Source organism: Antarctobacter heliothermus (genome assembly GCF_002237555.1).
Classification (GTDB): domain Bacteria; phylum Pseudomonadota; class Alphaproteobacteria; order Rhodobacterales; family Rhodobacteraceae; genus Antarctobacter; species Antarctobacter heliothermus_B.
The window spans coordinates 174,612-190,888 of sequence record NZ_CP022540.1 but is presented as its reverse complement, the minus strand read 5'-3'; the positions used below and the strand labels follow the sequence as shown (position 1 = coordinate 190,888).

Genomic DNA, 16,277 nt, shown 5'->3' with positions numbered 1-16,277 from the left:
TTCTATGTCGGTCGGTCAGCTTTTTAATCGGTTTGTGGCGGTCTGGTTCATAGCTCTTCTCACATCGGCGGCCGCCATGGCGCAGCCGGTCTTCAACGCGGCGTTGTCCTCCGGGACCATCGGCGCAGGCAACGTTTCAACCCTGACCTATTCGATTGACAACTCTGGCAGCGCGAGCGCGGCGTTAGATGCGGCCTTTTCCACTACCTTGCCTGCAGGCATGACCTTTCGGGGTGATCCGGAAGTGGATACCGACTGCGTTGGTGCGGTCGTTTCCGCGCCGTCGGGCGGTACGACGCTAAGCTTTGCCGATGCCGATATCGCTGGGGGCGGTGTTTGTCAGATCGTGCTGATCGTGATGGCATCATCGACCGGCACCATCACCTCGGGCGACCTGACCTCGACACTGGGAAATTCCGGCCCGGCGAGCACCACACTGACGGTGGACGCCGATGCCGTGACGTTCGACAAGTCTTTTTCGCCTGCTTCCGTGTCGTTGGGCGGTAAATCGACGCTGACCTTTACGATCACCAACCCCTCTGCCGGCGTACGGGTCGGCAACCTTGATCTTGTCGATACCTTGCCTTTGGGGATGGAGGTTGCCAGCCCCGCCAATGCCACGACCGATTGTATCAGCCTAAGCGCGCCGGACACGACCCTGACGGCGGTGGCTGGGTCCGGTTCGATCCAGCTTGACGCAAACGGCTTCAATGGTTTCCCCGGATTCGAGGTTCTGCCGGTCAGTTCTTCTTGTACGGTCACGGTTGACGTCAAGGCCACCGCAGGTGGCGATCTGGTCAACAGGACCAGCCTGCAGGCCGATTTCGTCGATGTCGGCTCTGCTCAGGATACGCTGTCTGTCACGGTGGCGGCGCTGAACCTTGCCAAGAGTTTCCTGATCAACCCGGCAAATGCCGGCGGCACCACCGAGCTGGAATTCACAATCAACAATTTCAACCGCTTTGACAGCGCGACGGGCGTTGCGTTCAGCGACGATCTGGACGCGGCTCTGAGCGGTTTGACCTATGACAGCCTGTTGTCCAACACCTGCGGCGGTACAGTTGGCGGCACGGGCACCTCGACGATCAGCTTTACTGGCGGAACAGTCCCCGCCGCCGATCAGTGCAAGATCAAGGTGGCCTTGGCGGTGCCGGGCGGTGCGGTCGGTGGCAGCTATCCCAACACGACATCGACGATCACCGGCACTGTGGGCGCTGTTCCGGTCACCGGCAACGCGGCCACTGATACGCTGATCATCCCAGCAGGCGGCAGCGCGCCGACGCTGGCGTTCGAAATTCTCGAAGATGGCACATTTGCCGCCGATCCGGTGATTTCTGCGGGCGATGACATCGTGTTGCGCTACACGATCACCAACACCTCGACGACTGATGCCGCGTCGGATGTGGGGGTGCTGCTGGATCCGATCCCGCCGCTGTCCTTCCCGCTGACCGCGACCCTGCCTGCGGCCCCCTGTGGCGCGGGTTCGAGCATTGGCTTTGTGTTTCCTGGTGCCGATGATCAGGGAATCGAACTGACGGGCGGTTCGCTGGCGATCGGCGCAAGCTGTACTTTTGACGTTGTTTTGACCACGCCGGGCGATCTGTCGGGCGGCACCTACACGCTGGTCACAGATCAAGTGACCGCCACCCTTGCGGGCGGCAGCGTCACCGGTCTGGGAGACAGCGACAGCTTTGTCGTGGGGGCCGGGGCGGACGTTGTGTTCAACAAGACGTTTGCGAGCAGCGCGGTGCCGGGCGGTACCGTCACCCTGACGTTTGATATTGTCACCGGCGCGGAATCCGCCGCTGTTTCGGCGCTGTCGTTTACCGATGATCTGGATGCCATGTTGTCCGGGGCCACGGCGACAGGGCTGCCGATCTCGGCCTGTGGCGGGACGCTATCAGGGTCGGCAGGGAACACCTTGTTGACCTTCACCGGCGGTGCGCTGAGCGCGAACGGGGATTCCTGTGCCATTCCGGTTACAGTGAACGTTCCCGCCTCCGCCGCAATCGGCACCTATAGCAACACCACAGATGCCCTGTCCGGCACAGCAAACGGGACGACGTTCGGCTTTGGCACGGCGCGTGACGATCTGTCCGTGGTCGGCCTGAACTTTACCAAAGAGTTCGTGGACACCCCGGTGATTGCGGGTGAGACAACTACGCTGCGCTTTTCAATCGAGAACGTGCACCCGACCGATGACGCGACGATCACCTTTTTCACCGACAACCTTCAGGCCAATCTTTCGGGGTTTGCGGCCACGGGACCGGCCAGCACGGACACCTGCGGCGGGTCGCTGTCCGGAACGACATTCCTTACCTATATAGGCGGGGCCGTCCTGTCCGGAGATACTTGCACAATAGAGGTCGAGGTGTTGGTACCGGCGAGCGCGCCGGACGGGACTTATGGCAACGTGACCAGCTCGCTTTCCGCGGACATGGGAGGCGCAATCATCGTTGATCCGGCGACAGCGACGCTGGAGGTGCAAAGCAATCTGATCACGCTCTCAAAGGAATTCACCGACGATCCAGTTGCCCCGGGCGGCGCTGTGACGCTGGAATTCACCCTGACGAACGAGGATCCAGCGCGCGCGGCCAGCGCCATCACGTTCAGCGACAATTTGGACGCCATGCTGTCGGGGACGATCATTGACAGCGTTCTGTCCAATAGCTGTGGCGGTTCATTCAGTGGCACCGGAACAGATTCGTTCATCGTGTCCGGCGTAGCGCTTGCGAGCGGGGCGTCCTGTACCATAACGACATCGCTGACCATTCCCGGCACGGCCGCGCTGGGGACGGTCGTGAACACCACGTCCGACGTCACCGCGACCATTGGCGGTTTTAATGTGACAGGTGATGCCGCCAGCGATACGCTTGAGGTGGCGGCGGTCGTTGACCTGATGTTCAGCAAGTCCTTTGCCGATGTGGGTGTGCCTGCGGGCGGCAGCACCGTGCTTAGCCTGTCCGTTGTCAACACTGGCAGCGGAGCGGTGTCCGGCATCAGCTTTACCGACGATCTGGATGCGATGCTGAGCGGCACGGTGGCCACTGGCCACGCCGCCAGCGCAGGTTGTGGCGGCGGCGGCACGTTCAGTGGCAGCGGCTTTCTCACGGCCTCGGGTTACAGCGTGGCAGTGGGGCAGACCTGCACGTTGACCGCCACGGTCACGGTGCCCGGCGGCGCCGGGCTGGGCAACTATTCCAATACCACCAGCCAACTGTTTGTCAGCGGCGTGCCGACAGCATCTGCCGCGTCGGATACGCTTGTGGTGGTTCCGGCACCGACCTTTTCCAAAGACTTTGCCGATCCGACAATCGCCGCAGGCTTTGCGACGACGATGACCCTGACTGTGGACAACAGTGCCGCAGTCATCGGGGCCAGTTCCCTGGACGTGACCGATAACCTGCCCGCCGGGATGGTTGTCGCGGCCACGCCCAATGCCTCGACCACCTGTACCGGGGGCACGCTGACCGCTACCTCGGGCAGCGGCACCGTCTCTTATTCCGGGGGGGCTGTTGCTGCCTCGGCGAGTTGTATCATCGCGGTTGATGTGACCGCCGCCACGGCGGGTGCCCTGGTCAATACAACCGGCGACCTGACCTCATCCCTTGGCAACTCGGGCAGCGCCAGCGACACGCTGACCGTTGTGCCGCAGCCGGCCTTTACCAAGGCGTTCTCTCCGGCCAGCATCAGTCTTGGCCAGTCCTCGACGCTGACATTTACCATCGACAACACAGGGTCCGGTCTTGCCGCCACTTCGATCAGCTTCATCGACACCCTGCCTGCCAATCTGGTCGTCGCGCCGACCCCGAACGCGTCGACCACCTGTACCGGCGGAACGCTGAGCGCCACGGGCGGGACAGGGACCCTCAGCTATACCGGCGGCAGCCTTGCCGGCGCGTCCAGCTGTACCGTCAATGTCGATGTCGTGCCGACGGCCGCGGGCGCGCTGAACAATCTGACCGGCGATCTGACCTCATCTTTGGGCAATTCGGGCCCGGCGTCGGCCACGCTGACCGTGATCTCGCCGGAAATCGACATCTCTGGCTCTGTCGGGGGGGCGGTTGCCGATGGCGGCACACTGATCCAGGGGACACTGGACGCGGGCGTGCAGCAGACGCTGACCCTGACCATTTCCAACACGGGGTCGGATGTCTTGACCTTGGCCCCATCGCCGGTCTTTTTCGGGTTGACCAATGTGGTGGTGGACAGCGTCACCGGACCGCTTTCGACCTCTGTTGCGATCGGCAGAAGCACGACCGTCACCATTCTTTACACGCCCGCAGCGGCGATTCAGACCGATCCCACCATCAGCCAGCCGTTCAGTTTTAATCTCTCGCTGGGCAGCAACGACGTTGATGAAGCCGTCTATGACATCCAGGTCAGCGGCACGGCGCAGGACGCCACCGCGCCTGCGGGCTATACGGCTGCCTTTGATCAGGACCCGGTGAACGGGGCCAATCAGACGGGGGTCAGCTTTACCTTTGCAGCGGCAGAGGTTGGTGCAGACTTTGCCTACAGCATCGCGTCGGATGGCGGCGGGGCAGCTATTACTGGCACAGGCACGATTGCCACGGCGACGGATCAGGTCACTGGCATCGACGTCTCGGCTCTGGGCGACGGTACGCTGACGCTGACTGTTGCGCTGACCGATGTGCCGGGCAACACCGGCGCGAACGCGACGGACACCACGACCAAGGACGCCACCGCGCCTGCGGGCTATACGGCTGCCTTTGATCAGGACCCGGTGAACGGGGCCAATCAGACGGGGGTCAGCTTTACCTTTGCAGCGGCAGAGGTTGGTGCAGACTTTGCCTACAGCATCGCGTCGGATGGCGGCGGGGCAGCTATTACTGGCACAGGCACGATTGCCACGGCGACGGATCAGGTCACTGGCATCGACGTCTCGGCTCTGGGCGACGGTACGCTGACGCTGACTGTTGCGCTGACCGATGTGCCGGGCAACACCGGCGCGAACGCGACGGACACCACGACCAAGGACGCCACCGCGCCTGCGGGCTATACGGTTGCCTTTGATCAGGACCCGGTGAACGGGGCCAATCAGACGGGGGTCAGCTTTACCTTTGCAGCGGCAGAGGTTGGCGCGGGCTATGCCTATAGCATCGCGTCGGACGGCGGCGGGGCAGCCATTACTGGCACAGGCACCATCGTCACGGCGACGGATCAGGTCACTGGCATCGATGTCTCGGCTCTGGGTGATGGCACGCTGACGCTGACTGTTGCGCTGACCGATGTGCCGGGCAACACCGGCGCGAACGCGACGGACACCACGACCAAGGATGCCACCGCGCCTGCGGGCTATACGGTTGCCTTTGATCAGGACCCGGTGAACGGGGCCAATCAGGCGGCGATGAGCTTTACCTTTGCCGGGGCTGAGGTTGGCGCGGGCTATGCCTATAGCATCGCGTCGGATGGCGGCGGTGCCGCTGTCACGGGGACCGGCACGATTGCGACCATCACCGACGTGATCGGCGGGTTGGATCTGTCGGGGCTGAGTGACGGCACGTTGACCCTGACGGTCACGCTGACCGATGTGGCGGGCAACACCGGCGTGGAGGCCACCGATACTGTCGGCAAGGATACTGTTGCACCTGCGCTGGCGATCAATACGCCCCTTGCGGGCGACGGGCTGATCAGCGCGGCAGAGGCGTCGGCGGTCATCGTTTCCGGAACCTCTACCGACCTCGCGGATGGCGCGACGGTCAATATCGCGGTGGCCGATGGTGCTGCCGGATCCGTCACGGGCACTGCAACGGTCACGGGCGGCGTCTGGACGACCACGCTGAATCTGACGGCACTTGCGGACGGGGCGCTGGCCCTTACCGCTGATGCCATTGATGCGGCGAGCAATCCGGCCCCGCAGGCCACGGCCAGCGCCACACTGGATACCGTCGCCCCCACAGGGTACACGGCGGCCTTTGATCAGGATCCGGTGAACCTTTCTAACCAGACCGCGATCGACATCACTGTCAGCGGCGCTGAGGTGGGGGCCACTGTCGCCCTGCGGATCGAGTCCGATGGCGGCGCATCGCTTGTCACACCCGGCACGGTTGCCGCGGCGACGGCAACGGTCAATGTGACCGGGCTGGACCTCAGTTCGCTTGACGATGGCACACTGACCGTCAGCGTGATCCTGATCGACCCGGCCGGGAACGCGGGCGCAGTCGTTACCGGCACCGCGACCAAGGACACCGATGCGCCCAGTCTGGCGATCGACAGCCCGCTGGCCGGAGATGACGTGATCAATGCCGCCGAGGCGGCAGCTGTGACCGTCTCAGGCACCTCGACGGGGCTGGCCGATGGCGCCGTGGTGACCGTCAATGCGACCGATACCGGCGTGGGGCTTGCAACTGGCACGGCCACTGTGGCGGGCGGCGTCTGGACGCTGTCACTGGATGTCACGGGGCTGACCGATGGCGCTCTCAACCTTACTGCCAACGCCTCGGACGCCGGGGGCAACCCGGCACCGCAGGCCACGGCCACGGCCACCAAAGACGCCGACGTTCCCGTTGTCACCATCGATGGGCCGATAGCGGTTGATGATGTGATCAATGGGGCCGAGGCCGCGTCCTTTGCGGTCTCCGGCACCGCCACGGGCGTCGTTGATGGCACGATTGTCCGCTTGATCCTGCGCGACGGCGCCAGCACGGCGGTCTACTATCGCGAGGCCCCGGTCAGCGCGGGCAGCTGGAGCCTGACTTTCGACATCGCGGCACTGGCGGATGGCGACTATGAACTGTCAGCGGACGTGACCGATCTGGCCGGCAACCCGGCAGTGCAGGACACCGCATCCCTGACCAAGGACACCACCGCGCCCACGATCGAGATTCTCGATCCGGCGGCGGGCGCCAACGCGTTCTACGCCAACGCGGTCAACGCGGCAGAGGCTGCGGCGTTCACCGCATCGGGCACGGCGCTGAACGCCGCCGACGCGGTACAGGTTGTCCTGACCGCCACCGACGGCGCAGCGGGCAGCGTTTCGGTCACGACCGGCCTGACCGCCGGTCCCGCGCCTGCGCACAGTTGGACCGATGCGCTGGACCTGTCGTCGCTTGGCGACGGGACCATCACCCTGACGGCGGTAGTCTCCGACGCCGCAGGCAACAGCGCCTCGACCTCGACCAGTTTCCTCAAGGACACTGTCGCGCCCACCGGCTATTCCGCCACGCTGGATCAGGACCCGGTGAACATCGCGAACACAACAGCGGTGAGCTTTACCTTCGCCGATGCTGAGGTTGGACCCGGCGCGCCCGGCACCGACGTGACCTTTGCCTATTCCATCGCTTCGGACGGGGGCGGTGCGCCTGTCACCGGCACCGGCACCATCGCAACCGCAACCGATCAGGTGACCGGCATCGACCTGTCCAGCCTGCCTGACGGCACCTTGACCCTCACCGTCACGTTGACCGACTTTAAGGGCAACACCGGCGATGATGCGACAGACACCGCGATCAAGGATGCCACAGCCCCCAGCCTGGCATTCGACGCGCCGCTGGCCGGGGATGACGTGGTCAATGGGGCAGAGGCGGCATCAACCGTGATCTCGGGCACCTCAACGGATCTGCTTGATGGGGCAATGGTCAATGTATCGGTCAGCGATGCGGCAGCGGGTCTTGTGACCGGTGTGGCCACCGTGACCGGCGGAGCATGGTCCGTGTCGCTTGACCTGACATCCCTTGCGGATGGCCCCCTTGGCCTGACTGCCGATGCCAGCGACGCAGCCGGCAACCCGGCCCCGCAGGCCATTGCCAGTGTATCCAAGGACGTCGTTGCGCCCGCCGGGTATAGTGCGACCCTTGATCAGAACCCGATCAACGGGGGCAATCAGGCGGCGGTCAGCTTTACCTTTGCGGGGGCCGAGGTCGGCGCCAGCTTTGCCTATACCATCTCGTCAGACGGGGGCGGCACGCCGGTCAGCGGCGCAGGCACCATCGCCAGCGCCACCGATCAGATCAGCGGTATGGACCTGTCGCCGCTGTCTGATGGCACTGTAACGCTGAGTGTTGCGCTGACCGATCCGGCAGGCAACACTGGCGCGAATGCGACAGACACCAAGCTCAAGGATGTGGCTGTTCCGACTGCGACCCTTGCCGGACCGATCACACCTCAGGCCGATCCCTTTATTGCCACGCTTACCTTTTCGGAGGTGGTCACCGGTCTGGACCTGACCAGTGTCGCGCTGGTCAACGGCACCGCTTCGGCGCTGACTGGTAGCGGCACGGACTACAGCTTTACCGTCACACCGGACCATGATGGCACTGTGGAAATCGCGTTGGACGCGGGCGCGGCGGCGGATGCGGCGGGCAACCTGTCCGATGCAGCCACGGCGATCAACGTGACCACCGACCTGACCGGCACGCCCAATCCGACCCCGCTGCCGGATGCAGATGGTGACGGCGTTGCCGACATCCTAGAAACTGGCGACCGCGACGGTGACGCCATCCCCGACGATCAGGACTTTGATCCGCAGGGCTATTTCTATTGCGAGGACGATGGCCGCATCATCCCCGGCGGCGGCTTCACCGTCTCGGGGCCTTCGGGGAGCAATGGGTCTCTGGGCACGCTGAATGACATCAACATCACCCGCGACGGGACAACCGGCGAAATCCAGTGGTTCGCGCAGCGCCCGGGCACCTATTCCATGTCGCTCAACTATCCCACGGCGGTGGGCATTCCCAGCACGGCGCGGCTGTCCTCTGGGACGCTGGATCTGACAACGCTGCTGCCAGCCAACCCGGCGGTGATCGGCTCGTCCGAGACCGGCGCGACCGGTTTCCTTGCCGACACGTCACTGGCGGCAAACCCGGCGTTCTATACCAGCTTTGTGATTGAATCGGGCGACCCCTTTGTCCTGTCCAACAACATCCCGATGACACAGTGCGCCGAGAACCTAGTCACAGTCACCGCCTCGTCCGACGGGGCAGAGGCGAACGCCGGCGCGCCAACCGACGCCACCTTTACCATCACGCAGGGTCGTGTTTCGACGGTGGATACGGTGATCAGCTACACCGTTGCAGGCTCTGCTACGTCCGGCACGGACTTCACCGCGCTTTCGGGCACCGTGACCATCCCGGCGGGCGCCATATCGGCCACGATCACCGTGCCGGTTCTGGAAGACGGCGAGATCGAGGGGCCGGAAACGGTCGAGATCACGCTGACCGGCGTTACAGCGGGTGACCTGACCACGGTGCTGGGCACCACGGTCACGCGCAGCGCCAACATTGCCGATGACGACTTTGCCGACATCGCGGTGGTCAACGTGGATCTTGTGACGAACGAAGGCGGCGGCGACGATGCCACCATGACCTTTGCGTTGCTGGGAACACCCACATCGCCGGTCACCTTGCGCTTTGCTGGCGACAGTCAGTGTTCCGTGTCCCCGGCCAGCATGACCTTCACGTCGGCGGACTACGCGGTGCCGCAGGCGCTGACGATCCGCGCCATCGACGATGACAAGGTGGAAGGCACGCACAGTTGTCAGCCGACTGTCGTGGTCAGCTCGGGCGACACCCGCTATGACGGTGCGCCGCTGGCACTGGCGACGGTCACGGTGACGGACGACCTTGTCGACCAGATCCGTGAACCGCTGACCGAGATCCTTGAAGACGATCTCAAGGAGACGATCACAACCCAGACCAAGGCGTTCAGCCGGATGGCCAAGGGCGCGTTGCAGCGCCTGCAGGCCGGACGTGACCTGCATTGCGGAACAATCGAGGGTTTTGACGTCGATGGCAGTGTCCAGGTGCAGGACGGAACCGGCGCTGCGCGCGGCACCTTTGGTCGCGACGCTTACAACTGTGTTACCGACACGCGTGAGATCCTCGATGGCACCTTCTCGCTGAACAAGACAGAGGACACCGGCGTTCAGGCCCTGTTGCAGTTCGCCTGGCAGCGAGAGCGGTTCATCAGCGATGAGGCGTTGTCCGGTTACTTCCTGGGTGGCTACTATAGCCGCACCGACGTCAGTGGACTGGGCGACGGGTCCATCGACGGATTTGGTGTCAATGGCGGTCTGTACGGCGCGCGCAGCTTTGCGGAAGGGCTGTTCCTGGACTACTACGTCGCCGGGGCAGCCGGGCGGCACACGTTTGACATCGACTTTGATGCCGCCGCCGCGCCGATCAACGCCACCGGCCAATACAGCTATCTTGCCGGGTTTGCCGGGGTTGGCGTTTCGGGGGAGCGGGCCTTTGACAGCTTTGTGATGAAGCCGCGGGTCGGGCTGGACCTGTCCTATGCCAAGGCCGGGGATGCGGATGTCACCGCCACGCAACTGGGGCTGAGCCATGACGGCGTGATCGATCTGGACGATTTCAGCGGCGTGCGCGCCACGGCGGAAATCCGGTTCGAAAGCCTGGCCGCACCGGGCGGGGCAGAGGCACTGGCCGGCATGATGCGCACGGCCTTTACCCCGCGCTTTGTCTGCGAGCTGTCGTCGTACGACGACGCGACGAACTGCGGTGTGGGGCTGGCCTTTGCCTGGGAGCGGACGGATGCTGCCAGCGGCTTGACCTGGGGACTTGAGGTGGATGTGGAGCAGATCGACGACAACCGCCGCTTTACCTTCAACATCAAGCGGGAGCGTCCGGTTGCCAATGGCCGTGGCGCGATCGTGACGCGGCTGTCGATGCCGGAGGCAGAGACCCTGCAACTGGAACACGGGCTGAAGCTGGACTTCTGAGGCGCCCGAAAAAACACCCGCACGCGGCAGCCGCGTGCGGGTGATCGGATCATCAGATCAAACCCTGTCAGTTTTCGAAACAGGCGGCGCGGCCGTCTTTGGCGATCAGCGCAGCGCCATCCATGATGGTTGCCGCCCGCCTATTCATCGCGGCGCTGGGGCGGTTGGCCTCGCGTTCCTTGGGGTTGGGCAGGACCGAGGCGAGCAATGCGGCCTGCCGGTCTGTCAACGCCCCCGCACTGACGCCAAAATAGTGACGCGCCGCTGCATCGACGCCAAAGACGCCCTCATCGAATTCGGCGACGTTGAGATAGACCTCTAGGATACGCCGTTTGGGCCAGAGCGCCTCCAACAGGGGGGTCATCAGCGCCTCCAATGCCTTGCGGACATAGCTGCGCGCCTGCCAGAGGTAGACGTTCTTGACCACCTGCTGGCTGATCGTGCTGCCCCCCCGGCTTGCGCCGTCGTCGATGGCGGCGCGGATGGCATCCATGTCAAAGCCCCAGTGGGTGCAAAAATTTGCATCCTCTGCGGCCACGGCCGAGCGCAGCATGACCGGGGCGATGTTCGCGGCATCAACCCATGTACGCTGCACGCCGTCCAAGCGGCGCGATTCAGACCAGATGGTATGTGTTGTGGGGGGATTGACCACGCGAAACAGCAGAACGACGCACACCGCCAGCAGAGCCAGGGCCAAGCCGGTTCGCCACAGCCAGCGCCGGACAAAGGCAAGGGGACGAAACGACCGCGAGGCCTTTTTGTTTTTTCCGCGCGGCTTGCCGCGTGTCGATTTTCTTGACTTGACTGCCATGACGTCTCTGTAGCCCAGCCGGTGCCGGTCGCCAACGCCTGAGCGGTGGTGCGGTGCTGGATGTTGTGCAGGCGAGGGGCCAGCCCCTCGCGCTCCCCGGGATATTTCCGGACAGAAGAAACAGGCGGGTGGGTCGGGCGGACCGAAAAAGGGCCCGGTCGCGTGACCGGGCCCTTGGGACTGTGGTTACACGACGGCTTATTCGGCCGGGACGGCCAGATCGCCCTCGATGCCCAGAGGATGCGGGATCTTGTCCAGCATCTCCTTGGGGCAGATCTGCATGAAATGTGCCTTTTCCAGATCCCAGTTTTGCAGGATGTCGGTTGCCTTGCGGCTGCCGGTTTCCTGCATGTGCCGTTCGGTCAGGCCTTTGAGCTGGTCTTCCCATGCGGTGACGGTGACCGGGCAGGTAACAAGCCCTTCCATGTTCATCATCGCCGTGGCGGTGCCGTCCGGGTCATGGATATAGGCCATGCCGCCGGTCATCCCGGCACCGAAGTTTGCGCCGATGGCGCCAAGGATCACCGCAACGCCTCCGGTCATGTATTCGCAGCCGTTGGAGCCGCAGCCCTCGACCACCACCGACGCGCCGGAGTTGCGTACCGCGAATCGTTCGCCGGCACGGCCTGCAGCGAAAAGATATCCATCGGTGGCGCCGTAGAGCACCGTGTTGCCGATGATCGTGTTCTCAGACGCCACCAGCGGCGATACCAGCGGCGGGCGGACCACGATCAGACCGCCGGACAGGCCCTTGCCGACATAGTCGTTGGCGTCCCCCGACACCTCCAGTTTCAGGCCCGGCGCTGCGAAAGCCCCCAGCGACTGGCCGGCGGAGCCGGTCAGCTTGACGTGCAGGTGGTTGGGTTGCAGCGCGTTGCGCATCCCGAATTTCTGCACGATGTGGCTGGAGATCCGCGTGCCCACGGTGCGGTGTGTGTTCATCACCGCATAAGACAGCTGCATCTTTTCGCCGTCCTGCAGGAAGCGGGCGGCGTCGCGCACGATTTCGGCGTCCAGCGTATCAGGGACCTCATTGCGCGGTTTGGCGCGGTCGTAGACGATGTCGTCCGAGCCGTCGACGCGGATCAGCAGCGGGTTCAGGTCAAGATCGTCCAGATGATCGGAGCCGCGCGACACTTGGCTGAGCAGATCGGCGCGGCCGATCACGTCCTTGAGGCTGCGCGCGCCGATTTCGGCGAGGATCTCGCGCACTTCCTGCGCGTAGAAGGTGATCAGGTTCACAACCTTGTCTGCCGAGCCGGTGAACTTGTCGCGCAGTGCCTGGTCTTGGGTGCAGACGCCGACCGGGCAGGTGTTGGACTGGCACTGGCGCACCATGATGCAGCCCATGGCGATCAGGGCGGCGGTGCCGATGCCGTATTCCTCGGCCCCCAACATGGCTGCCATGACGATGTCGCGTCCTGTGCGCAGCCCGCCATCGGTGCGCAGGGTGATCCGGCCGCGCAAGTTGTTCATCGACAGAACCTGATGCGCCTCTGTCAGACCCATTTCCCACGGCAGGCCAGCGTATTTGATGCTGGTCGCGGGCGATGCGCCGGTGCCGCCGTTGTGGCCCGAAATCAGGATCACGTCGGCCTTGGCCTTGGCCACGCCGGCCGCAATCGTGCCGACACCGGACGAGGCCACCAGCTTGACCGTCACCTTGCAGCGCGGGTTGATCTGCTTGAGGTCGTAGATCAGCTGCGCCAGATCCTCGATCGAGTAGATGTCGTGGTGCGGCGGCGGGGAGATCAGCGTCACGCCTTTGGTCGAGTGGCGCAGACGGGCGATCAAGTCAGTGACCTTCATGCCGGGCAACTGGCCGCCCTCACCGGGCTTGGCACCCTGGGCGACTTTGATTTCCAGCTCTTCGCAGTGGTTGAGGTATTCGGCGGTGACGCCAAAGCGACCCGAGGCCACCTGCTTGATCTTGGCTGACGGGTTGTCGCCGTTGGGTTCGGGCACAAAATGGGCCGGATCTTCGCCGCCCTCCCCGCTGTCGGATTTCGCACCGATGCGGTTCATGGCCACGTTCAGGGTCTTGTGTGCCTCGGGCGACAGCGCGCCAAGGGACATGCCCGGTGTCACGAACCGCTTGCGGATCGAGGTGATGCTTTCCACCTCTTCGATCGGGATCGGCCCGCCCAGCGGCTTGATCGCCAACAGGTCGCGCAGGTGGATCGGCGGGTTGGATTGCATCGCCTTGGAGTACTGCTTCCACATCTCGTAAGAGGCACGGTCACAGGCGGCCTGCAGCAGGTGCATGGTCTGCGCGCCCCAAGCGTGCGTCTCACCCGATTTGCGTGCCTTGTAGAAGCCGCCAATCGGCAGCACGTCACGGCCAGAGATGAAGCCAAGGGCATGCACGTCTTCGGCCTTTTTCTGGATGCCGCTGACGCCGATGCCGCTGATGCGGGAGACCATGCCGGGGAAGTATTCGGCACACATCGCACGGCTCAGGCCCACGGCCTCAAAGTTCAGGCCACCGCGATAGGACGAAATGACAGAGATGCCCATCTTGGACATGATCTTGAGCAGGCCCTGATCAATCGCCTCGCGGTAACGGGCGACCGCCTCTGTCAGGGTCATGTCCAGCAGACCACGCTTGATGCGGTCGGCAAGGCTGTCCTCGGCCAGATAGGCGTTTACGATGGTCGCACCTGCACCGATCAGCACGGCAAAATAATGCGGGTCGATGCACTCTGCGCTGCGCACGTTGAGTGAGCAGAAGGTGCGCAGGCCCTTGCGGGTCAGGTGGCTGTGCACCGCGCTGGTGGCAAGGATCATCGGCATGGCAACCCGGTCGGGGCCGCAATGCTCATCCGTCAGGATGATGTGACCGGTCCCGGAGCGCACCGCATCCTCTGCCTCGGCGCGGATGCGGGCCAGTCCCTCACGCAGGGCACCGGGGCCGCCGCTGAAGGTACAGTCGATCTCAACGCAGGGGGCGTTGAAATGGGCCTGAAGTTCCGTGAATTGGGCGTTGCCGACAAAAGGGGTGTCCAGAACAAGGATTTCCGTCTGTGAGGAATCCTCGTCCAGCACGTTCTTGAGGTTGCCGAACCGTGTCTTCAGCGACATCACGCGATATTCGCGAAGAGAGTCGATCGGCGGGTTTGTCACCTGGCTGAAGTTCTGGCGGAAGTAATGCGACAGCGGGCGGTACTTTTTGGACAAGACCGCGCTGGGGGTATCGTCGCCCATCGAGGCCAGCGATTCCTTGGCGTCTTCGGCCATGGGCGCCAGGATCTGTTCCAACTCTTCCATGGTGTAGCCGGCCGCGATCTGACGGCGGCGCAGTTCAGTGCCCTCGAACAGCGGCTTTTCGGTGACGGCGGACAGCGGCTCATCCAGTTCCGTGATCTTTTCGACCCAGTCGCCAAACGGCTGGTTGGACGACAGACGGTTCTTGATTTCGGTGTCGTGGTAAAGTTTGCCCTCTTTCATGTCGACGGCGATGATCTGGCCCGGTCCCAGCGCGCCTTTTTCGCGGGCTGTTGCCTCATCCGTCGGCACCATGCCGATTTCGGAGCCGGCAATCAGCAGACCGTCGCCGGTCACCACATAACGCATCGGGCGTAGACCGTTGCGGTCCAGACCGCCACAGACCCAGCGGCCATCGGTCATGGCCAAGGCGGCGGGGCCGTCCCAGGGTTCCATCACCGAGTTGCAGTAGGAATACATGTCGCGCCATGCCTGCGGCAGTTCCACCGCCTGCTTGGACCACGATTCCGGCACCAACATGGTCTTGGCCATCGGCGCGCTGCGCCCGGCGCGGACCAGCACCTCGAACACCGAATCCAGCGCGGCAGAGTCGGACGACCCGTTGGGCACAATCGGCTTGATGTCTTCGGCCATGTCGCCAAAGGCCGAGGAGGCCATGCGGATCTCATGGCTTTTCATCCAGTTCACATTGCCCTTGAGCGTGTTGATCTCACCGTTATGGGCCAACATGCGGAAGGGTTGCGCCAGCCACCACTGCGGGAAGGTGTTGGTCGAATAACGCTGGTGGTAGATGGCAAAGGCGCTCTCAAACCGTTCGTCCTGCAGGTCGGGATAGAACTCTGCCACGTCCTGCGCCAGCATCATGCCTTTGTAGATGATCGACCGGCACGACAGCGAGGCGATATACAGCTGCCCGATGCCAACCGCCGAGGCGGCCTTTTCGATGCGACGACGGATGACATACAGTTCGCGTTCAAAGGTCTCTTCGTCGACACCCTTGGAGTTCGAGATGATGATCTGTTCGATCTCGGGGCGGGTGGCGTTGGCCTTTTCGCCCAGAACCTCCACGTTCACCGGAACGTGGCGCCAGCCATAGATGTAGTATCCCATGCGCAGAACTTCGGTTTCCACGATGGTCCGGCAAGTTTCCTGTGCGCCAAAATCGGTGCGCGGCAGGAACACCTGACCCACGGCCATCAGTTCGTTCTTGCGCGGGGTGTGGCCAGTACGGCCAATCTGATCATAAAAGAACGGGGCCGGGATCTGGACATGGATGCCCGCGCCGTCACCGGTCTTGCCGTCGGCGTCAACCGCGCCGCGGTGCCAGACCGCCTTGAGCGCGGAAATGCCCGCCTCGACCACGCGGCGCGATCCCTTGCCGTCGATGCTGACGACCAGACCCACCCCACAAGAGCTGTGTTCCTCGCTCTCGTGGTACATGCCGTTTTCAGACATCCACTTGCGCTTGGTTTCCTCGGCCCGTACCCAGTCGGCGTCGAATTTGGTCATGGCTCAAGCCCTCCGTTCGTGGACCGCACG

General features: G+C 63.7%; 3 protein-coding genes. 1 reads left to right on the top strand and 2 read right to left on the bottom strand.

Translation table 11 applies throughout. The annotated features are described in order from the left end of the window. Positions 1-4 precede the first annotated feature (4 nt). The gene (locus ANTHELSMS3_RS00960) at positions 5-10,702 is read left to right on the top strand and encodes an Ig-like domain-containing protein (protein WP_094033242.1); all 10,698 of its coding nucleotides are present in this window, start codon (positions 5-7) and stop codon (positions 10,700-10,702) included. A 67-nt stretch (positions 10,703-10,769) separates the two neighbouring features. On the opposite strand, the gene mtgA is transcribed toward ANTHELSMS3_RS00960, so the two are convergent. Together mtgA and gltB are read right to left on the bottom strand one after the other, a co-directional pair. After that, entirely contained in the window at positions 10,770-11,513 is a 744-nt protein-coding gene (gene mtgA / locus ANTHELSMS3_RS00955) for a monofunctional biosynthetic peptidoglycan transglycosylase (RefSeq protein ID WP_094033241.1), read from the bottom strand. A 198-nt stretch (positions 11,514-11,711) separates the two neighbouring features. After that, positions 11,712-16,247 carry a glutamate synthase large subunit gene (gltB, locus tag ANTHELSMS3_RS00950; RefSeq protein WP_094033240.1) on the bottom strand — a complete coding sequence of 1,512 codons (4,536 nt, stop codon included), beginning with the start codon at positions 16,245-16,247 and terminating at the stop codon, positions 11,712-11,714. Between the last annotated feature and the right edge of the window lie 30 nt (positions 16,248-16,277).

What these genes read in the sequence shown, in the direction of transcription:
- ANTHELSMS3_RS00960 (WP_094033242.1), top strand. Translation starts at nt 5, where the DNA reads ATGTCGGTCGGTCAGCTTTTTAATCGGTTTGTGGCGGTCTGGTTCATA.
- mtgA (WP_094033241.1), bottom strand. Translation starts at nt 11,513, where the DNA reads ATGGCAGTCAAGTCAAGAAAATCGACACGCGGCAAGCCGCGCGGAAAA.
- gltB (WP_094033240.1), bottom strand. Translation starts at nt 16,247, where the DNA reads ATGACCAAATTCGACGCCGACTGGGTACGGGCCGAGGAAACCAAGCGC.